The following is a 19,817-nucleotide window of genomic DNA, read 5'->3' as shown; positions in this document are numbered from 1 at the left end:
GCCGGGGATGAGGGGCGCCGCCGGGCGTCATAGGGATCCGCCCGAGCGCTGGGTGCGGACGACGAGATAGATGAGGTACGGGGCGGCGAGCACGCCCGTCACCACGCCGACGGGGAAGCGGGTGCCGATCGCCCACTGCCCCACGAGGTCGGAGACGACGACCAGCAGCGCGCCGACCAGTGCGGAGGGCACGAGGAGCGAGGCCCCCGGGCCGACGATCCTGGCGGCGATCGGCCCCGCGAGGAACGCCACGAAGGCGATCGGGCCGGTGGCCGCGGTCGCGAAGGCGACCAGGCCCACCGCGGCGATCACGACCACGAGCCGCAGCCGTTGGACGCGCACGCCGAGGGCCGCGGCGGTGTCGTCGCCGAGCTGGGAGGCGGTCAGGTCCCGGGAGGCGGCCAGCAGCACGGGCCCGCCGACGAGGAGCGCGACCAGGACGGGACGCACATCGCCCCAGGCGGACCCGTTCAGGCTCCCGGTGAGCCAGCGCATCGCCTCCTGCAGGTCCCACTGCGCCGCACGGGAGAGCACGTAGCTGGTCACCGAGTCGAGCATGGCTGCCACCCCGATCCCGACCAGGATCAGGCGCGTGCCCGCCACGCCCTTGCGATACGAGAGCAGGTAGATCGCGAGGGCCACGGCGAGCCCGGCGAGGATCGCGATCACGGACACGGCGGGACCCGAGAGCCCCAGCAGCACGATGGCGACGACCGCCGCGGCGGACGCGCCCGCGCTGATGCCGATGATGTCCGGGCTCGCGAGCGGGTTGCGGAGCATCGTCTGGAAGGTGACGCCGCCGAGCCCGAAGCAGCAGCCCACGAGCACCGCGAGGACGGCGCGCGGCAGGCGCAGCGTGCCGACGGTGAAGGAGGCGCCGGGGACCTGCTGGCCGCGGACCACGCGCCAGATCTCCCCGGCCGAGTAGACGCGGTGACCGATCGCCAAGGAGGCGTAGAACCCGGCGGCGATCAGCACGACCAGCACGAGCACGGTCGCGGTGCGGCGCACGCGGCGACGGCGGCGCTCGGCGCGCACCCTCTCGAGCGTCGAGGGCGGAGGGGCCGAGGTGACCTGTGCGCTCACAGTGCCTTCACCTTCTGACGCCGCACGATGGCGATGAAGAAGGGCGCTCCCAGCAGCGCCGTGACGATGCCGACGTCCAGCTCCTCGGGGCGCGCGATGAGCCGCCCCAGCACGTCCGAGGCGAGCAGCAGGCACGCGCCCACGACGCCGCTGAACACCATCAGGGGGCGATGCCCGACGCCGACGAGCAGGCGGCACGCGTGCGGGACCACCAGCCCGACGAAGCCGATCGGTCCGCAGGCTGCGGTCACGGCCCCGCACAGGAGCACCGCGCCCAGGGCGGCGAGCAGCCGGGTCGCCAGCACGTGCTCACCCAGGCCGGCCGCGACCTCGTCCCCGAGTGCGAGGGAGTCCAGTCCGCGCGCGGTGACGAGTGCGAGCACGAGCCCGACGAGCAGGAAGGGCCAGATCTGATGGAGGGTCGCCCAGGTCGCGCCGCCCACCCCGCCGATCTGCCAGGACCGAGCCGATTCGGCGATGTCTCCGCGGGGCAGGACCACCGCGGTGACCAGCGATCCGAGGGCGGCAGAGGTCGCGGCACCCGCGAGCGCGAGCTTGAGCGGCGTGGCGCCGCCCTGCCCGAGGGAGCCGATGACGTAGACCCCGACGGCGGTGGCGCCCGCCCCTGCGATCGCGACCCACACCATGGTGCGGGCGTCCCCCGAGCCGTTGCCGAGTCCGAAGGCCGCCATGGCGATCACCACGGCGAGGGTCGCGCCGGTGTTCACGCCGAGGATGCCCGGGTCGGCGAGCGGGTTGCGGGTGACGCCCTGCATGATGCACCCCGAGATGCCGAGCCCCGCCCCGCCGACGAGCGCGAGCACGGTGCGCGGCATGCGCTTGGCGACAGCGGCCTGGTCGAACCCCTCTGGCGTCCCCCTCAGGGCCGCGAGGATGTCCTCGAGGCCCACCTGCCTGGACCCGAGGGCGACTGAGGCCAGGGCGAGGGCGGCCAGCAGGGCCAGGCACCCGAGCAGCCACAGCAGGCGCGTGCGCCGGCCCCGGCGGAGCGGGGCGAGCGTCGAGGACGCCGTCACTTCCCGGCGGCCTGCTCGAGCTCGTCGAGGTACCGGTCGAGCACGTACGAGATCGACAGCGGGGTCGGGTTCGCGGCGGTGCCGAACGGATCGTCCGAGGGCAGGGCCACGATCGCGTCGTTCTTCACGGCGGGGATCTGCGAGAGCACCGGATCGCCCTGCAGGGTCTTGACGAGCTTCTCGTCGCCGTAGGTGACGATGATGTCGACGTCGTCGAACACGTCCGCCTTCTCCGCGCTCACGCTGCCCGAGAACTCGTCGGTCTTCGCCGAGACCTCGGCGATGGACTTCGGCGTGGACATCCCCAGGTCCTCGAAGAACATCGGCCGCGTGTCATGGGCGGTGTAGAAGTTCACGACGCTGAGGTCCGAGGTGTCCACATGGGTGAGGAACATGGCCGACTTCCCCGTGACGCCGGAGTGCTTCTCCACCGCGTCGGAGATCTCCTTCTCGAGGTCGGCGATGAGCTTCTCGCCCTTGGACTGCATGCCCATGCCCTTGGCGCTGTACTCGATCATCTCGCGCCACGGAGTGCCCCATGCGACCTCCGGGTAGGCGATGGTCGGTGCGATCTCGCTGAGGGTGTCGTAGTCCTCCTGGGTGAGACCGGAGTAGGTCGCCAGGATCAGGTCGGGCTCGGTGTTCGCGACGGCCTCGAAATCGATGCCGTCGGTCTCGTCGAACAGGACCGGCGTCTCGGCGCCCAGCTCCTCGAGCCTGTCGCTCACCCAGGGCAGCACGCCGTCGCCGTCGTCGTCGCCGAAGTTCGCCGCGGCCATGCCGACGGGCACCACGCCCAGGGCGAGCGGCACCTCGTGATTGCCCCAGTTCACGCACGCGATGCTGGTGGGCTCGGCAGGGATCTCCGCGGTGCCGAGGGCGTGCTCGACGCTCAGCGGGAAGGCGCCGCCGCCGTCCGAGGCCTCGGATCCTCCCCCCGCCGATTCCGAGGCGTCGTCGGTTCCGGAGCAGGCGGCCAGGGCGAGCGCCGGCAGCGCGAGCCCGGAGCCGAGAAGAGCACGACGGCCGATGGCGGAACGGCGCGAGGAATGGGACATGGTTTCCTTTCGAGGGGTGACGAGACGCCACCGGGGCACGTCCCGGAGCGCGCGTGCGGGGCACGGCGAGCGGAACGGCGGAGTGCGGCGCGCGGCGCGCGCGGCGAGGTGGGCACGAGGCGCACCATCCCCCGACCACGGAGGGCGGAGTGAGGTTTGCCTTGGTCAGCGTAGAGGCTCGACTGGCCAGTCCGCAATCGCGCCATCGGGACATGGATGTCGCATCGCGGACACGATGATGAGCCTGGTCACGCGCTGCTTCCCGCGCCGCCGACCGCGCTTGCTGGCAGGCTGCGGCTGCGGCTCAGGGTTCGTGGAAGCGGGAGGGCGTGGTCCCCGTCAGGCGGCGGAAGGCCGCGATGAACGCGCTCGGGGAGCGATAGCCGACCCGCTCGCTCACATCGTCCAGGCGCGCACCCTCGGCGAGGAGGGCCACCGCGTGCTGGGCCCGCACGCGCGTGGCCCACGGCCGGAAGGCGTGCTCCGTGTGCGCGACGAAGGCACGGGTCAGGGTGCGGCTGCTCACGCCGAGCCGGGACGCCCACTGCTCGAGGGTCGTCCCGTCGGCGGGGTCGCGACGGAGGGCCTCGACGATCGGGCGCAGCTGCGGGTGCTCGGGCATCTGCACCATCAGGTCCTGCTCCGCGGGATGAAGGAGGTCCAGGACCATCGATTCGGTGATCAGCCGCGACGACTCCGCGAGGTCCTCTTCGCCGAGCCTGTCGAGCACGAGCAGCAGCAGCGGGGTGACCGCGATGCTCACGGCCCGATCGGCCAGGGCTCGGGTGCGCAGGCTGAACTGGGCGGCACGGTGCCAGGTGCCGCGCGGCGCCCACCCCGTGTGCGGCACGCCCGCCGGGATCCACAGACCCAGGTGCGGCGTGATGGTCCACGTCCGGGTGCCGATGGTCGCGGTCGATGCGCCGCGCGCGTTCCACAGCAGCTCATGGGTGGGGTGCGAGTGCTGCTCCCACGAGGTGTCCCGGCCCAGCTCCTCGCCCGCGTGGAGGATCTCGCGCGGGATGTCGACCGCACCCGCGGTGAGGCGCGGCAGGGTGCGCACCTCACGATCCCCGCGCGCCCCGGACATGGGACGGAGGATATCGCCGGCCTTCACGTCCCTGCACCTCGGACCGCGGCCGCGCCGCACGTGCTCCCGCGCCGGTCGACGTGAGGGCGGCGGATCACGATCATCGATCGCGCTCCGCCGCCCTCACGTCGCCGTCGCTCAGCCCGTGTTCTTCATCCCCGCGGCGATGCCGTTGATCGTGGTGAGCAGGGCGCGCTGGAGCTCCTCGGAGGGCTCCTCGCCGCTCTCGGAGACCGCACGGAAGCGCTGCAGCATCGCGACCTGCATGTAGTTGATCGGGTCGAGGTAGCGGTCGCGCACGGCGAGGGTCCGCTTGAGGATCGGCTGGCCGTCCAGGAGGTCGAGCACACCGGTGAGGCGCTCGACCTCGGCGACGGACAGCTCGTACTCCTCACGGATCCGCTCGAACAGCGGCCACAGGTTCTCCGGCACGAGCGAGTGCACGTAGTGCGCGGCGATGTCCATGTCGGTCTTCGCGAGCGTCATCTCGATGTTGCTGATGACGGTGCGGAAGAAGTGCCAGCTGCCCAGCATCTCGTGCAGGTCGTCCTCGAAGCCGGCCTCGCGGGCCGCCTTGAGGCCCGAGCCGACGCCGAACCAGCCGGGGACGATCTGGCGGGACTGCGTCCAGCCGAACACCCACGGGATCGCGCGCAGGCCGTCGAGGCCCTTCTCCGAGGTGGTGCGCTTCGAGGGGCGCGAGCCGATCTTGAGGTCGCCCAGCTGCTCCACGGGCGTGGAGGTCACGAAGTACTCGGGCAGGTCCGGATCGTCCGCGAGGGTGCGGTAGCGGGCGAACGCCGCGTCGGAGACGTGCTCCATCACCGAGCCGAAGCGCTCGAGCTGCTCGGGAGTGGTGCGCGGCTCGGTGTGCAGCGCCGTGGCCTGCAGGACGGCCGCGATCGTGAGATCGAGGTTCTCCCGCGCGAGCACCGGCAGCGTGTACTTGTCGGAGATGACCTCGCCCTGCTCGGTGAACTTGATGGTGCCGTCGAGCACGCCGTAGGGCTGCGCGAGGATCGCGTCGTACGTCGGGCCGCCGCCGCGGCCGACGGAGCCGCCGCGCCCGTGGAAGAGGCGCAGAGTGACGCCGTGCCGTGCCGCGACGTCGCGCAGGGTGCGCTGGGCCTGGTGGATCTCCCACTGCGAGGTCACCACGCCGGACTCCTTGTTGGAGTCCGAGTAGCCCAGCATGATCTCCTGCCGGTCGCCGCGCAGCCGCACGATCTCGCGGTAGGCGGGGTTGCTCAGCAGCTCCTCGAGGATCTCGCCGGCGTGGCGCAGCTCCTCGACGGTCTCCAGCAGAGGCGCGAAGTCGAGGTCCGCGCGCTTGTCGTCGGCGCTCGAGAGGTCGATGACGCCCGCCTCGCGGGCCAGCAGCGCGACGCCGAAGATGTCGTCGGCCCCATGGGTCATGGAGACGATGTACGTCTGGATGACGTCGGTGCCGTAGCGCTTGTGGGCGTTGCGGATCTCGGTGAACACGCGGTAGGTGCCGGCGGTCGAGTCGTCGAGGATCGAGTCCTCCTCGGCGAGGGAGGCCCCGTACATCGGCCGACGGCTCGTGAGCTCCGAGCCCAGCACCTGGCCGCGCTCGGCGCGGCTGAGCTCGCCGTAGGGACGGTCGAGCTCGCCGAGGCGGTCGAACATCGCGGCGAGCACGTCGTGGTGCTTCTCGGAGTGCTCGCGCACGTCGAGCGTGGCGAGGGTGAGGCGGATGCCGGCCAGCAGGTTCAGGGCGACGGCGATCGCCCCGTCGGCCGCGCGGCGGCCCTTGTGGCGGGACAGGGCGTCGCGCACCACCTGGACGTCGTCCAGGAGCTCGTCGGCCGAGAGGTAGTCGCGACCGTGCACGTGGGCGGAGCCGTCGCGCATGCGCTCGCGGGTGTGCTCGAGCTTGGTGCGGATGGCGCCGAGCTTGAGCCGGAAGGGCTCGGCGGCGTACATCCGCTGCTGCTCCTCGTCGACGGAGCCGCCGGCCTCGACGTCGGCGTCGATCGAGGCCTGCAGCGCGTCGTCCTCGCCGATCAGGGTCGAGGACTCGGAGAGATCGGCGATGAGGTCGGTGACGATCTGCACCGACACGTCGATGGCGGCCTCCGCCTGCAGCCCGAGCACCTCGCGGGTGACGTCGGCCGTGACGTACGGGTTGCCGTCGCGGTCACCGCCCATCCAGGTGCCGAAGCGCAGGGGGACGGCGCGCTCGGGGAGGTCGGCGCCGTGGGCGCGCAGCTCCTCGCGCAGGTCGTCGATGAGACCCGGCATGGTGTGGCGGTAGATGCCGCGCAGGTAGTACAGCGCGTTGCGGGACTCGTCCTGCGGAGTCGGCTGGGTGCTGCGCAGCTCGTCGGTCTGCCAGAGCATCTCGATGAGCTCGGCGAGGTGACGGTCCTGGCGGCGGCGCTCGGGCGTGCCCTCCTCCGTCTCCTCGGCCAGCAGGTCCGAGACGTTGCGCAGCTTGGTGAGCACCGCGCGGCGCGAGGCCTCGGTGGGGTGAGCGGTGAAGACGAGCTCGATGTCGAGCGAGTCGACGGCCTGCTGCAGCGCCTCGGCGCCCAGGGTCTCGTGGATCTCCGCGACGGTGCGCGGGATCCAGGACTCGCTGGTCGGGTTCTCGTCGATCGCACGGACCCGGTACAGCTGCTCGGCGGCGTTCGCGAGCAGGAAGTACTCCGTGAAGGCACGGGTCAGCTCGGTCGCCTGCGTGTGCGGCAGCTCGGCCAGGCGCTTCTGGATGGCCTGCGCCTCCGCGGCGTCGCCGGAGCGCTTGGCCTCCTTGGTCTGTCGGCGCACGTCCTCGACGAGGTCCAGCAGGCCCTGGCCGTGCTGGTCGGCGAGCGTGCGCCCCAGCAGCGTGGACAGCCTGCGGACGGTCGCGCGCAACGGCGCATCGATGTGCGGATCATCGCTGACAACGGGGAACTCGCTGGTCAGCGTGGGAATATGGATGCCACCTGTGTCGGACACCAGGCCTCCTGCTCCTGCCTCGGCGCACGCCCGACGACAGCAGCCGACGGCCGTGTCGGCTCTGAACGGTCTGGGTAAGAGTACAGGCGCGTCCCGACAGGCGAGCAGTCGTCTCATCCGGCGGGGGCGGGAGCGCCCGGACCGTGCCCGACGTGCGGGGCGGACCTGTGTGCGGACCAGCGAGCGTGTCGGCGTACGGGCGACCCGCCCCGGGACGATGAGAGGGACACCCGGTCGACCTGTCCCCCTCGAGCACGAAGCAGAACCGCCTCACCTACCCGCAGACGTCCCCGGACCGGGGCCACGTCGATCATCGTCACCCGCCGATCGCGGCAGGTCGCATCCGAAGGTGACGCGACCACTGCATGCGAAGCGAGGTCAGTCTGATGCAGAACATCGGACCGACCCCGACTCGTACCGCACGTGAGCCTCGGGCCGGCTTGCTGCTCTTCACCTCACTGCCCCGAAGACAGCCGAGCACATTCCCGCGAGGATCGCCGACAACCCGCGGTGCGCCGACCGATCCACCCCCTCAGACCTACTAGTTATGTATGCGTTCCTGGACGCAACGCTCAATAACGTCTAGGATCGAAGACGTAACCAGGAGGTGAAGACGTGAGTGGGTACAGGATCGAACGTGAACTGACCGAGCTCGGCGAGAACGTGCGCGGCTGGCGGATGGTGCTCGGCCTGAAGGCCCAGCAGGTCTCGGAGCGCGCAGGGATCTCCCGCGCCACGCTGTACAAGATCGAGAAGGGCGACCCGGGAGTGAGCTACGGGAGCGTCGCTCAAGTGCTCCGCGCCCTCGGCATCCTCGAGCAGACGGTGACCGCCACGGACCCTCTCGGCAGCGACATCGGCCGCCTGCGGGCCGAAAGACTGTCCAGGAGGCGAGCGCGATGAGCGCCGAGACGACCCTCGAGGTGCATCTGGAGGACGCACGGGAGACGTCCCTGGCAGGTCGGGCCCACTTCACGCGCCATCGGGGACAGGTCTCCACCACGTTCCTCTACGACCCCGACTACCTTGCCCGAGGCGGCATGAGCATCGACCCTGCACTCCCCCTGGTCACGGGTGCACAGCACCAGGTCGGTCTCGTCCGCGCCTTCGGCTACAGCGCTCCGGACCGCTGGGGACAGGGGCTCATCGAGAAGGCGGAGCGGGCACGCGCCAGGAGTGAGCACCGGGCACCCCGACGGCTGGACGACCTCGACTGCCTTCTCGGAGTCAGTGACGACACCCGCCAGGGTGCTCTGCGCTTCCGGCGGCCCGCCAGCAGTACGTTCCTCGGTCCACCCGCTACGGTGCCGTCGCTCATCTCGCTGCCGACCCTGCTGCACGCCTCCGATGAGCTCGCACGGCGGCGACCAGTGGGACGTCATGGCGTGGGAAGCGACGGCCCTCGACCTCATGGAGAGGGCTGGGATCCGGACCCCCACCAGGCGTCTCACCCGGGTCGGTGACCGAGGCGTGCTGCTGCTGCGGCGCTTCGACAGGAGCTCAGAGGGCCGGAGGATCGGCTACATCAGCGCGATGACCGCGCTGGGCGCAGCGGACGGGGATCATCGCGACTACACCGAGATCACTGAGGCAGTACGGGATCTGTCGGCGTCACCACGCTCGGATCTCAGCGAGCTGTTCGCGCGCGTGGTCACCAGCGTCCTGGTCGGAAACACGGACGACCACCTCCGCAACCACGGCTTCCTGGCAGTCGGCGATTCGTGGACACTGAGCCCAGCGTTCGACGTCAACCCGACCCCGGAACCGTGGCGATCACGTTCGACCACGATCCTGGGTGCCGATGCGCTTCCCGACGAGGCCGAGGTCCTGCTGGACTTCGCGGAGGAGTGCGACCTGACCGCCTTGCAGGCTCGTCGCTCGATCAGCTCGATCACCACCGCCGTGAGCGCATGGCGCGGGGTCGCGCGCGGCAACGGGATCGCCGAACAGGAGATCGCCCGTATGGCCGAGTCGATTGAACCGAGGATGCGAGCCGTCGCTGCTGCTGCCGGGTGAATCACTGGGGAGCGATCGAGGGCGTCCGATCATCGGACGACGAATCCCAAGTGCGACGAGACCTGACACTCCAGCAGCCCCGTGGGTACCAGGGGCCGCAGGAGGCCGTCGACGTCCGCGCGAGAGACGCGAACAGTGCAGCGCACCGCACGCTTCGGGGAGATGTCGTAGGCCTGGAAGTTGCCAGACGGGTCGGGTCGCGCCGGATCCCTGCCAGATTGAAGCAGGTCAGCGAGGGGTCATGAGCGCTGTCGCGAATCTCGTCGGGCACGACAAAAGGGCCGCTGATCGGACGTTTCGCCTGATCAGCGGCCCTTTTCGACCGGCGGAGACGAGAGGATTTGAACCTCCGAGGCGGTTTTTGCCGCCTACTCCCTTAGCAGGGGAGCGCATTCGGCCGCTCTGCCACGTCTCCTCGCGCACCGGGTGCGCGGTGCGCGACCTGCGGCGTTGATCAGGAACGGATCGAGATCAGCGCTGCGTGCACGCAACGCCGTTCATCGTAGCGGAGGGCGTACGGGCCAGCAAAAGGGCCGACGGCGGATCGGGCGCATGTCACGTCCGCCGGCGCCCGACCTCAGAGCCCGAGCTTCGCCTGCAGGTCGGCGATCTGCTTGGGCGTGCCCACGCGGTACTTCACGTAGGTCAGCCGCCCCTCGGCATCGATCGCGAACGTGGAGCGGATGACGCCCTCGACGATCTTGCCGTACATGTTCTTCTCGCCGAAGGCGCCGTAGGAGCGCAGCACGTCCTTCGACTCGTCGCTCGCGAGCGTGTACGGCAGGCCCTGCTTCGCCGCGAAGGTCTTCAGGTCCTCGATGGCATCCGGGGAGATGCCGACCACCCGGTATCCCTGGCCGGTGAACATGTCGTGGTGATCGCGCAGGTCGCAGGCCTCCTTCGTGCACAGGGACGTGTTGGCCGCCGGGTAGAACCAGATCAGGGCTGGCGTGCCGCGCAGGTCGGCGAGGCTCACGCGGCCGCCGTCGGCGGTGGGCAGATCGAAGTCGGGGGCCATGTCGCCCACGGCGAGCTTCACGGGGCCGCCTGCGGCGGGGGTCGTCGGCATGGGTGCGTCTCTCCTGGGTGGTCGGGCCGACGGGTGGCATCGCCCTCGTGGACGGGCGGCGCGGGCGGGGTCGGCAGGGTCGCTCTGGTCCCGCCACTGTACGGAACCGGCGGGTGGCACGACGGGCGCGGAGGCGCCGTCGGCCCGGTCCGAGGGGTCGGCGGACACCGTCGGCCCGATCTGCGAGGATCGGCGACATGGATGCGCAGCACGAGGACGGCTCCCTCTTCGGCGACGACCTGCTCCCCCGCCCTGCGAGGGTGCTCGGACCGGGGGCGGTCTGGGTGCCGGGCTTCCTGCGCCTGGACCAGCAGGCGTGGATCTCCGCGCGCTTCGAGGAATGGGCCGAGGGACCCGTGCCGCCGCGCTCCCCGAAGGTGCGCGGGCACGAGATGAGCGTGCGGACGGTGTGCCTCGGCTGGCACTGGCGGCCCTACGCCTATTCACGGGAGGCGGTCGACGTGAACGGCAACCGCGTGCTGCCGTTCCCGGACTGGATGACCCGACTGGGCCGTTCGGCGATCGCGGCGGCCGCGGAGCACGATCCCGAGCTCGCCGACGCACCCACGCAGCCGGGCATCCCCGACCGCCTCTACTCCCCCGACACGGCCCTGGTGAACCACTACACCGCCGCGGCGAAGATGGGCATGCACCAGGACAAGGACGAGCGCTCGCTCGCGCCCGTGGTCTCGCTGTCGATCGGCGACGCGTGCACGTTCCGCTTCGGCAACACCGAGGCGCGCACGAAGCCGTACGAGGACATCACGCTCGAGTCCGGGGACCTGTTCGTCTTCGGCGGGCCCGCGCGTCTCGCCTTCCACGGCGTCACCAGGATCCAGCCGGGCACGGCCCCGGAGGGCTGCGGAATCACGGAGGGACGACTGAACATCACGCTGCGGGAGACCGGGCTCGAGGGCTGAAGGCTCCCGTCGGCCCCGTCTCCTCCGCCGCCCTGCTCTTCCGCGCTCCGCTCCCCCTGCCGCGTCGACCGCGCCGCCTACTCGCGGACCGGATCCGGGGCGAGGGTGCCGTCGGGGGCGATGTGCTCGAACATCTGCTGCACGACCATCACCACGTGGGGGTCGTCGACCGTGTAGAAGAGGCGGCGGCCGTCGCGCCGCGCGGAGACCAGGCCAGCCAGGCGCATCTTGCTGAGGTGCTGGCTGGCGGTGGCGACGGTGATGCCCGCCTCGTGGGCGAGGGCGCTGACGTCGAGCTCGCCGGCGACGGCGAGGGCGACGAGGTGCAGGCGCGTGGGAGAGCTGAGGAGCGCGAAGGTGCGCGCCACGGTCTCCAGCTGCTGCCTCGTCGGTTCAATGCCCATTAATTCATTGTGTCACCGTTCTGCGTCCCACCACACACGATTCGACACTTGCATACCTGCCTAAACGTCTGACAGTGTGTCGGGCGTGCTGAGATCGATCCGCCCCGCGCTGCTGTGCTTCCTCGTCGCAGTGCCCGCGCTCGTGGTGCGCCTGGGCGGCATCGAGACCCCCGCGCTGCTGGGGCTGCTCGTCTTCGGCGGAGCCGTGGTCGCCGCGGCGTTCGTGCTCGCGTGGGCGGCCGAGGCCGCCGAGGTCGACATCAGCGGCGGGCTCGCGGTCGCGATCCTCGCGATCATCGCGGTGCTCCCCGAGTACGCCGTGGACCTCTACTTCGCCTTCCGTGCGGGCTCCGAGCCGGACTACGTGCAGTTCGCCGCCGCGAACATGACCGGCTCCAACCGTCTGCTGCTGGGGCTCGGCTGGCCGGTGGTGGTGCTGGTGAGCGTCGCGATCGCCTCGCGCCGTTCGGGGCGCACCGTGCGCGAGGTCGTCCTGGATCCCTCACATCGCCTCGAGCTGGGCTTCCTGCTGATCGCCTCCCTGCTCGCCTTCGTGATGCCGCTGACCGCGACCATCAGCTGGATCCTCGGCGTGGTCCTGCTGGCCTGGTTCGTGTACTACCTGGTGCGGATCGCGCGCGGCGGGGCCGAGGAGGAGCCCGACCTGGTGGGCACCGCCGCCCGCATCGGCGCTCTTCCCCAGCGCACCCGACGCCCCGTGGTGATCGCCCTCTTCGTCGTCTCCGCGCTGATCATCCTCGCCTGCGCGGAGCCGTTCGCCGAGGCCCTCGTCGCCTCCGGCAGCACGCTCGGGATCGACCAGTTCCTGCTCGTGCAGTGGCTCGCGCCGCTCGCCTCCGAGGCGCCCGAGTTCATCGTCGCGATCATCTTCGCGACCCGCGGGAAGGCCGCGGCGGCCCTGGGCATGCTGATCTCCGCCAAGGTCAACCAGTGGACGATGCTCGTGGGCAGCCTTCCCATCGCCTACGCGCTGGGAGGCGGCAGCGGCACCCTGGCCCTGGACCCGCGTCAGGTCGAGGAGATCCTGCTGACCGCCGCGCAGACCATGATGGGCGTCGCCCTGCTGCTGGGCCTGCGCTTCCCCCGCTGGGGCGCGATCACGCTGCTCGCCCTGTTCGCCGTGCAGTTCGCGGTGCCCGGGACCCACGGCCGCCTCATCCTCTCCGCGGTCTACCTCGTGGTCGCGCTCGCCCTGTTCGTCCTGCACCGCCGCGGGATCCTGCCCGCGCTCACCGCCCCCTTCCGCCGGGACCCCGAGGGGCCCGACGGGGGCTCGGACGACGAGGGCCCGGTCATCCGCGCCGGTCGCCTCGACCCTGCCGGGCGATGACCCCGAGGTCCGTGCGGACCCACCAGTCGCCGCTCGCGCGGCGCTCCGCGCGGCTCGCGTAGCGGTAGTCGAACAGCCGCACCCGCAGTCCCGTGGGCGCGGTCCCGTCGAAGGGATCCGCGCGCAGCAGGCGTCGGATCTGCGGATCCCCCTCGAGCAGCTTCGTCAGCAGCGCGACGAACCAGGGGTCGGCGCCGGGTCGCAGGGCGAGGAACCACATCAGCCAGTCCAGTCGCAGGTGGTAGGGCGCGAACTGTCGGGAGCGCCGTGCGAGGGGGCCCGGTTTGCCGGGGAAGAGGTAGGGGTGCCACTCCTCCTCGCCCGCGGCATCGGGGTCCTCGGCGAGGGTCCCCTCGATCTCGACCTCGTGGCGCCGCGTCGTCATCGACCCGAAGGCACCGTAGGCGTTCACGAGGTGCCACCTGTTGAAGCTCGCGTTCATGAGCTGGTGCGAGGAGAAGAGGTTCTTCAGCGGCTTCCCACTGAGGGCGACGAGCCCCGCGAAGACCGCGAGCACCAGCACGTGCCACCACAGGGGCGAGGAGGCGAGGACGCCGCCGTCGGAGGCTCCGCTCCCCTCCCCGGGGCCGTGGGGCAGGCCCCATCCGGGCCAGGGGCCGCCCGTGATCCAGCGCAGGAACGGATCGCTGATCGCGCTGAAGGCGACGAGGATCGTGAGCAGGTTCAGCCAGGCGAAGTTCCCGGTGAGCATGAGGAAGAGCTGGGTGAGGATCACCAGGCTCGCACCGATCGAGGCGAGCGGCTGCGGGAGCAGGATCAGCCAGATCGCGCCCAGCTGCACCACGTGGCTGCCCAGGGTCTCGAGCCGGTGCCACCAGCGGGGCATGAGGTGCGCCCGTCGGCTCAGCGGGCCCGGCATGGGCTGGGTGAGGTGGTGGAAGTCCATCGCGGTGAGGTCGCGCCAGGCGGGATCGCCGCGCATCTTGATCATCCCGGCGCCGAACTCGAGGCGCAGCAGCATCCAGCGCAGGAACAGCAGGATCAGCAGGGGCGGGGCGACCGCGTCGGACCCGAGGAAGCCGACGACCGCGCCGCACTCCAGCAGCATCGACTCCCAGCCGAAGCCGTAGAAGACCTGGCCCACGGAGTGGATGGACAGATAGAGCCCCCACATCACGAGGAAGACGGGGATCGTGGTCCAGGCGGGGCCGAGCTGCGGGAGACCGAGCACGCACGCCGCGCCGAGGAGCATTCCGATCGCGCACATGATCCGCAGCAGGCGATCGCTGTAGGGGGTGCGCGAGAAGCGGAAGAGCGTGGGGCCCCCGCGGATGCCGCGCTGCTCGAGCCGGGCGAGGTACCGCGGGGCGGGCAGCAGGCCGCGCTCCCCCAGCAGCGCCGGGAACTGCCTCCAGGTGGAGGCGAAGGCGATCACGAACACGAGGGCGACGCCGCGCATGATCACCTCGCGGGCGATCGTGTACTCGCGGGCGTCGAGCAGCGAGAGCCAGGCGTGCAGATCCATCGAAGTCACCTCGGTGCCATCATCCGCCCCTCGTGCCAGGGCGTCGAGGGCGGTCCGACGGGCCGAGGGCCGCCGCGCCGAGCGGCCGCCGTGCCGAGCGACCGTCGGGCCGACGCATCACCCCAGCGCGCGCAGCAGCACCGCCCCGGCCCACCATGAGCACAGCGCGAGGACCAGCACGTAGCCGGCGTTCCACGCCCCTGCGGGCACGCCCGTGAGCTGGGCGAGCTGCTGGGGATCGTCCTGGCGACGACCACCGGTCATCACGGTCCCGAGGTGCCGCCAGGCGCCGAGCAGGAGCAGCACGCCGAGGGCCAGGACGAGAGCGCCCGGTCCGAGCGCCCCTCCCCACCACCACACGGCACCCACGATCAGGGCGCTCACCAGGACCGTCACGACCGTGTGCAGCGAGCGGGAGAACACCAGCGACACGACGAGCATCACGAGCGCGACGGCGAGCGCCGTGCGCGCCCAGCCGCCGAAGGCGATCTGGATGAGCAGCGCCCCCACCAGGGCGGGCATCGGGTACCCGGCCCAGGCGGAGAGCACGCGGCCCGGTCCCGTCGGCCGCCCCACGGTCACCGCGTGGCCGGACATGTCCCCGCTGACCACGAAGCCGGTGAAGCGCCTGCCCACGAGGATGCCGACGCCCGCGTGCCCGAGCTCGTGCACGACCGTCACCGCGAGGCGCGCGAAGCGCCAGACGGTCGGGACCGCGACGGCCGCGAGGGCCACGGCGATCGCCGCGAGCGACCACCAGCCCTGCTCGGGCGGGGTCGCGGGCAGGCTGCGCTGCCACGCCCCGGAGAGGGCCTCGGAGAGAGCGGTGCCGATGTCCACGCCCGCCAGCATCCCAGGCGCAGCTGGGACCGGGCCGAGGCGCGGACGGCGCGCCGACCGGTGTCGCGACACCGCGGCGGGCCGACGGGCCCTGCGGCAGACTGGCCGACGAGAGACGGGTCACCCCCGCCGGACAGCTCTCGCGCCCACGCCGTCGGCACGCTATCGTCACCGGCGCGGCAGGACATCAGACGTCTGATGACAGGGGTGGTCCCGCCGCGCACGATCAGCGTCGATCGCCCCGTCCGGCACGGGGCCCGAGACCCTGGAGGGATTCCGTGGAGACCACCGGACTGGGCGCCCTGAACTGGGCGGTCATCATCATCTATCTGCTCGCGATGCTGGGCGTGGGCGTGTACTTCACGCGCCGCGCCTCGAAGAGCACCGACTCCTACTTCCGCGCCCAGGGGCGGATCCCGGCGTGGGCGGCGGGCTTCAGCATCTACGCGACCACGCTCTCGGCGATCACCTACATGTCCACGCCCGAGCAGGCGTACCTCAGCGACTGGTCGTACGCCGCCGGCAACCTCGCGATCTTCGCGATCGTGCCGGTCCTGATCTGGTTCTACATCCCGTTCTTCCGCAAGCTCAACGTGGTCACGGCGTACGACTACCTCGAGGAGCGCTTCAGCCCGGCGATGCGCCTGATCGGCTCGCTGATGTTCGTGCTCTTCCACATCGGCCGGATCGCGGTCGTCATCTACCTGCCCACGCTCGCGATCTCCTCGGTCACCGAGATCAACCCGGTGCTGGTGGCGGCCCTCGTCGGCATGCTCTCGATCATCTACACGTTCCTGGGCGGCATCGAGGGCGTGATCTGGGCCGACGTCATCCAGGGGATCATCCTGCTGCTGGGCGCCGTCGTGATCATCGGCTGCGGCCTGTTCTCGATCGACGGCGGCCTCGGGACCGTGGCGAGCGACGCCGTCGCGGACGACAAGCTGATCTCCGGCAAGGACTGGGACCTGGGCGGGATGCTCGGCGCCTCGATCCCGATCATCTTCATCGGCTCGGTGTTCACGAACCTCTACCAGTACACGGGCAGCCAGGACGTGGTCCAGCGGTACCAGACCACTGCGAGCAGCCGGGAGACGGCCCGTTCGCTGCTGACCAACGGCGTGCTCTCGCTCGTCACGATCCCGCTGTTCTACGGCATGGGCACCCTGCTGTACAGCTACTTCAAGCACACGAGCCCGCTGCCGGACTCGGTGAACACCTCCGCGATCGTCCCCTACTTCGTGGTGCACGTGCTGCCCGCCGGCGTCTCGGGCGTGGTGCTCGCGGCGATCTTCGCGGCGGCCCAGTCCACGCTGTCCTCCTCGCTCAACTCGATCTCGGCCTGCCTCACGGTCGACGTGTGGGACCGCTTCCTGGTGCGCCGCGGTGCGAGGAGGTCGTCCGTCGGCCTCGCCCGCGCCATCATCATCGTCGCCGGGATCATCGGCACGGGCGCGGCGCTCTACCTCGCGAGCACCGATCAGGCGGAGACCTGGAACCTGTTCCTCTCGATCCTGGGGCTGTTCGGCACCCCGATCGCCGCGGTCTTCGCCCTGGGCATCTTCACCCGGCGCGCGAACGCCGTGGGCGTCATCGCGGGACTGGTCGTCGGCTCGATCGCCGCCTGGATCGTCCAGGACTCGGGCTCGACCCCGTTCATGGTCGCGTGCTTCGCCTTCGTGGGCACCGTGGTCGTGGGCTACCTGGTCTCGCTCGTCCGGAACGCGATCCGTCCCGGCGGCGACGGGCACGACATCCGGCCGCTCACCATCTTCGGCACCAGGAGCACCTACGTGCGCCGCACCCAGGACGCGAGAGGGTGAGGCGGGAGAGGGTAAGGCGGCAGCGCGAGGGCGCGAGGGCGCGAGGGCGCAGCCGGGGGCCGACGGGTCCTGCTGACCTCGTCCGCGCCGGCGGCGAGGCCGATAGCGTGATCCGGTGAGCCCTCACCGGATCCCCCGCCCCAGCAACATCGAGGTGCGCGGCGCGCGCGTGCACAACCTCCGGGACGTCGACGTCGACGTGCCGCTGGACTCACTGGTCGCGATCGCCGGGGTCTCGGGCTCCGGCAAGTCCTCCCTCGCCCTCGGCGTGCTCTACGCGGAGGGGTCGCGCCGGTACGTCGAAGCGCTCTCGACCTACACCCGTCGGCGCATGGCCCAGGCCCCGCGCGCCGCGGTCGACTCCGTGACCCACGTGCCCGCGGCGCTCGCCCTGCGCCAGCGGCCGGCGGTGCCCGGAGTGCGCTCGACCTTCGGGACCTCCACCGAGCTGCTGAACGTGCTGCGGCTGATGTTCTCGCGCCTGGCCTCGCACCTGTGCCCGAACGGCCACCGGGTCCCGCCGACGATCGACGTCGCCGCCGAGGTCCCGTTCTCCTGCCCCGTCTGCGGCGCCGAGGTGCACGCCCCGGGCGCGGAGTCGCTCGCCTTCAACTCCGAGGGCGCGTGCCCGCGCTGCGAGGGCATCGGCACGGTCCGCGAGGTCGACGACGCGGCGCTCGTGCCCGACCCGTCGAAGACCCTCGACGAAGGGGCCGTCGCCCCCTGGCAGATGTTCGGCTTCAACGTCCAGCCCGACATCGCCCGCGAGTTCGGGGTGCGCACGGACGTGCCCTTCCGGGATCTCACCGAGGGCGAGCGCGAGATCGTGCTGGACGGCCCCGAGGAGAAGAAGCACATCACGGTGACGTCGAAGAAGGGCGTGCACGACCTCGACTTCACGTTCCGCAACGCCCGCCTCACCGTCACCGAGGAGCTGCGCCGCGCCGACACGGAGAAGCGCCTGGCCCGCGTGAGCCGCTTCCTCGTGGAGACCGTGTGCCCCGACTGCGAGGGGACGCGCCTGTCCCCCGCCGCGCGAGCTCCCCGCATCGGCGAGCTCGGCCTCGCCGACGCCACCGCCCTCACCCTGGACGGCCTCCTGGCCTGGGCCCCGACCGTGATCGACCCGCTGCCCTCCGACATGCACCCGATGGCCCGCGAGCTCGTCTCCCAGCTCACGGGCATGGCCGACCGGCTCGTGCAGCTGGGCCTCGGCTACCTCTCGCTGGACCGCGCGGGCTCCTCGCTCTCCACGGGCGAGCGCCAACGGGTCCAGCTCGCGCGGGCGGTGCGCAACCGCACCACGGGCGTGCTCTACGTGCTCGACGAGCCCAGCATCGGCCTGCACCCCTCGAACATCGACGGACTGCTCGCGCTGATCGGGGACCTCCTGGCGGACGGCAACTCCGTGCTCCTCGTCGACCACGACGTGCAGGTGCTGCGCGAGGCGGACCACCTGATCGAGATCGGACCGGGATCCGGTCGCGAGGGCGGCGAGATCACCGCGAGCGGGAGCATCCGGCAGGTGATCGGCTCGGGGGCCTCCCGCCTCGCCGGCTTCCTCGACGGCAGCGCCGACGTGGTGATCCGCGAGCAGGCGTCCCCTGCGGAGACGTTCGCCCGGGGGACCATCGCCATGACCACGAGCGCCCTGCACACGGTGCAGCCGCTGTCGGTGCGCATCCCGCTCGGCCGGCTCACCGCGGTCACCGGGGTCTCGGGCTCGGGCAAGACCACGATGGTGCTCGAATCCCTGGTCCCCGCGCTGCGGGCGGCGACGACGAGCGGGGCCGGCCTCCCCGGCCACGTGCGCACGCTGGATGCCGCCGGGATCCGCCGCGTCCACCAGATCGACGCGACCCCGATCGGCGTGAACATCCGCTCGACCGTCGCCACCTACAGCGGGGTCCTGGACGACCTGCGCCGCGCGTTCGCGCGCACCGCCGCAGCGAAGGAGGCGGGCCTGGGCGCGGGCGACTTCTCGTACAACACGGGGTCGCTGCGCTGCCCTCGCTGCGAGGGCACCGGGCGCGTGGTCCTGGACGTGCAGTTCCTGCCCGACGTCGACATCGACTGCCCGGAGTGCGAGGGCACACGGTACGCGCCGGCGGCGGAGTCCTATCCGCGCGACGGGGTCTCCCTCCCCCACCTGATGGGCCTCACGGTCCGGGAGGCGATCGAGGCGGTGGGCGACATCCCCGCGGTGCGCAGGCGCCTGCAGGCCCTCATCGACCTGGGTCTGGGGTACCTGACGCTCGGCGAGGACACCCCGGCGCTCTCCGGCGGCGAGGCGCAGCGTCTCAAGCTCTCGGCGCACATCGACCGCGGGCAGACCGACGCCCTCTTCGTGTTCGACGAGCCCAGCGTCGGCCTGCATCCCCTGGACGTGCGCACTCTGCTGCACGTGCTCGACCGCCTGGTGGGCAACGGCGCGACCGTGGTGGTGATCGAGCACGATCTCGACATGATCGCCAACGCCGATCACGTGATCGACATGGGGCCCGGCGGCGGAGCGGCCGGCGGCAGGATCGTCGCGACCGGCGCCCCTCAGGAGCTGGCCGAGGATCCCGGCACCGCGACAGGTCGCTTCCTGCGCACGCACCTGGAGCACGGAACGGGCACGCGCGGCTGACGCGACTCCCCGGTGACTGCCGCGTCACGCCGCGGGAGCGC

15 protein-coding genes and 1 tRNA gene are annotated in these 19,817 nt (G+C 71.4%); 6 read left to right on the top strand and 10 right to left on the bottom strand.

Going from position 1 to position 19,817, the window contains the following annotated elements; translation table 11 throughout:
- Positions 1-27 precede the first annotated feature (27 nt).
- The 5 genes from M4486_RS18175 to ppc all read right to left on the bottom strand — a co-directional run bounded on the left by M4486_RS18175 (position 28) and on the right by ppc (position 7,238).
- Entirely contained in the window at positions 28-1,086 is a 1,059-nt protein-coding gene (locus tag M4486_RS18175; RefSeq protein ID WP_429798310.1) for a FecCD family ABC transporter permease, read from the bottom strand.
- Positions 1,083-2,123 carry a FecCD family ABC transporter permease gene (locus tag M4486_RS18170; RefSeq protein ID WP_249478731.1) on the bottom strand — a complete coding sequence of 347 codons (1,041 nt, stop codon included), beginning with the start codon at positions 2,121-2,123 and terminating at the stop codon, positions 1,083-1,085. Before M4486_RS18170 ends, M4486_RS18175 begins: the two co-directional genes overlap by 4 nt.
- Positions 2,120-3,181, bottom strand: a complete 1,062-nt coding sequence (locus M4486_RS18165; protein ID WP_249478730.1) for an iron-siderophore ABC transporter substrate-binding protein — start codon at positions 3,179-3,181, stop codon at positions 2,120-2,122. Before M4486_RS18165 ends, M4486_RS18170 begins: the two co-directional genes overlap by 4 nt.
- 304 nt (positions 3,182-3,485) lie before the next feature.
- Positions 3,486-4,271: a helix-turn-helix transcriptional regulator gene (locus M4486_RS18160; RefSeq protein ID WP_249478729.1), complete on the bottom strand. Its 786-nt coding sequence runs from the start codon at positions 4,269-4,271 to the stop codon at positions 3,486-3,488.
- Between the two features lie 138 nt (positions 4,272-4,409).
- Positions 4,410-7,238, bottom strand: a complete 2,829-nt coding sequence (gene ppc / locus M4486_RS18155; protein ID WP_429798309.1) for a phosphoenolpyruvate carboxylase — start codon at positions 7,236-7,238, stop codon at positions 4,410-4,412.
- 615 nt (positions 7,239-7,853) lie between these two features.
- Between ppc and M4486_RS18150 the strand changes: the two genes are divergently transcribed.
- Positions 7,854-8,141, top strand: a complete 288-nt coding sequence (locus M4486_RS18150; protein WP_249478728.1) for a helix-turn-helix domain-containing protein — start codon at positions 7,854-7,856, stop codon at positions 8,139-8,141.
- Positions 8,142-8,585: 444 nt separating this feature from the next.
- A complete protein-coding gene (locus M4486_RS18145; protein WP_346731757.1) occupies positions 8,586-9,254 on the top strand; it encodes a type II toxin-antitoxin system HipA family toxin in 669 nt (222 codons plus the stop codon).
- A gap of 326 nt (positions 9,255-9,580) precedes the next feature.
- Here M4486_RS18145 and M4486_RS18140 read toward each other — a convergent pair.
- A tRNA-Ser gene (locus M4486_RS18140) sits at positions 9,581-9,669 on the bottom strand.
- A 162-nt stretch (positions 9,670-9,831) separates the two neighbouring features.
- Complete coding sequence (locus tag M4486_RS18135) at positions 9,832-10,323, bottom strand: peroxiredoxin (protein ID WP_249478727.1); 492 nt, start codon at positions 10,321-10,323, stop codon at positions 9,832-9,834.
- A gap of 197 nt (positions 10,324-10,520) precedes the next feature.
- Here M4486_RS18135 and M4486_RS18130 point away from each other — a divergent pair, with 197 nt between their 5' ends.
- Entirely contained in the window at positions 10,521-11,243 is a 723-nt protein-coding gene (locus M4486_RS18130; protein WP_249478726.1) for an alpha-ketoglutarate-dependent dioxygenase AlkB family protein, read from the top strand.
- A gap of 77 nt (positions 11,244-11,320) precedes the next feature.
- Here the strand turns inward: M4486_RS18130 and M4486_RS18125 are convergent, their stop codons facing one another.
- Positions 11,321-11,647 (bottom strand): ArsR/SmtB family transcription factor, encoded by a 327-nt coding sequence (locus M4486_RS18125; protein WP_249478725.1) that lies wholly within the window; start codon positions 11,645-11,647, stop codon positions 11,321-11,323.
- 85 nt (positions 11,648-11,732) lie between these two features.
- On the opposite strand from M4486_RS18125, the gene M4486_RS18120 reads away from it, so the two are divergent.
- Positions 11,733-12,998 (top strand): sodium:proton exchanger, encoded by a 1,266-nt coding sequence (locus tag M4486_RS18120; RefSeq protein WP_249478724.1) that lies wholly within the window; start codon positions 11,733-11,735, stop codon positions 12,996-12,998.
- On the opposite strand, the gene M4486_RS18115 is transcribed toward M4486_RS18120, so the two are convergent.
- Both M4486_RS18115 and M4486_RS18110 read right to left on the bottom strand, forming a co-directional pair.
- On the bottom strand, positions 12,961-14,484 hold the full coding sequence (locus M4486_RS18115) for a lipase maturation factor family protein (protein ID WP_249478723.1): 1,524 nt from the start codon (positions 14,482-14,484) through the stop codon (positions 12,961-12,963). The genes M4486_RS18120 and M4486_RS18115 overlap by 38 nt on opposite strands.
- Before the next feature lie 117 nt (positions 14,485-14,601).
- Positions 14,602-15,324 carry a M50 family metallopeptidase gene (locus tag M4486_RS18110; RefSeq protein ID WP_249478722.1) on the bottom strand — a complete coding sequence of 241 codons (723 nt, stop codon included), beginning with the start codon at positions 15,322-15,324 and terminating at the stop codon, positions 14,602-14,604.
- Positions 15,325-15,602: 278 nt separating this feature from the next.
- Between M4486_RS18110 and M4486_RS18105 the strand changes: the two genes are divergently transcribed.
- Both M4486_RS18105 and M4486_RS18100 read left to right on the top strand, forming a co-directional pair.
- Complete coding sequence (locus M4486_RS18105; RefSeq protein WP_249478721.1) at positions 15,603-17,144, top strand: sodium:solute symporter family protein; 1,542 nt, start codon at positions 15,603-15,605, stop codon at positions 17,142-17,144.
- 115 nt (positions 17,145-17,259) lie between these two features.
- On the top strand, positions 17,260-19,776 hold the full coding sequence (locus M4486_RS18100) for an excinuclease ABC subunit UvrA (RefSeq protein WP_249478720.1): 2,517 nt from the start codon (positions 17,260-17,262) through the stop codon (positions 19,774-19,776).
- Positions 19,777-19,817: the final 41 nt, after the last annotated feature.

It is taken from the genome of Brachybacterium kimchii (genome assembly GCF_023373525.1).
Lineage (GTDB): Bacteria > Actinomycetota > Actinomycetes > Actinomycetales > Dermabacteraceae > Brachybacterium > Brachybacterium kimchii.
This window is presented reverse-complemented; position numbering and strand designations above follow the sequence as displayed.

Bases quoted from the DNA above. Each gene is read 5' to 3' on its own strand.
- M4486_RS18160 (WP_249478729.1), bottom strand. From the start codon at position 4,271: ATGTCCGGGGCGCGCGGGGATCGTGAGGTGCGCACCCTGCCGCGCCTC.
- M4486_RS18145 (WP_346731757.1), top strand. From the start codon at position 8,586: ATGAGCTCGCACGGCGGCGACCAGTGGGACGTCATGGCGTGGGAAGCG.
- M4486_RS18165 (WP_249478730.1), bottom strand. From the start codon at position 3,181: ATGTCCCATTCCTCGCGCCGTTCCGCCATCGGCCGTCGTGCTCTTCTC.
- M4486_RS18130 (WP_249478726.1), top strand. From the start codon at position 10,521: ATGGATGCGCAGCACGAGGACGGCTCCCTCTTCGGCGACGACCTGCTC.
- M4486_RS18135 (WP_249478727.1), bottom strand. From the start codon at position 10,323: ATGCCGACGACCCCCGCCGCAGGCGGCCCCGTGAAGCTCGCCGTGGGC.
- M4486_RS18115 (WP_249478723.1), bottom strand. From the start codon at position 14,484: ATGGATCTGCACGCCTGGCTCTCGCTGCTCGACGCCCGCGAGTACACG.
- M4486_RS18125 (WP_249478725.1), bottom strand. From the start codon at position 11,647: ATGGGCATTGAACCGACGAGGCAGCAGCTGGAGACCGTGGCGCGCACC.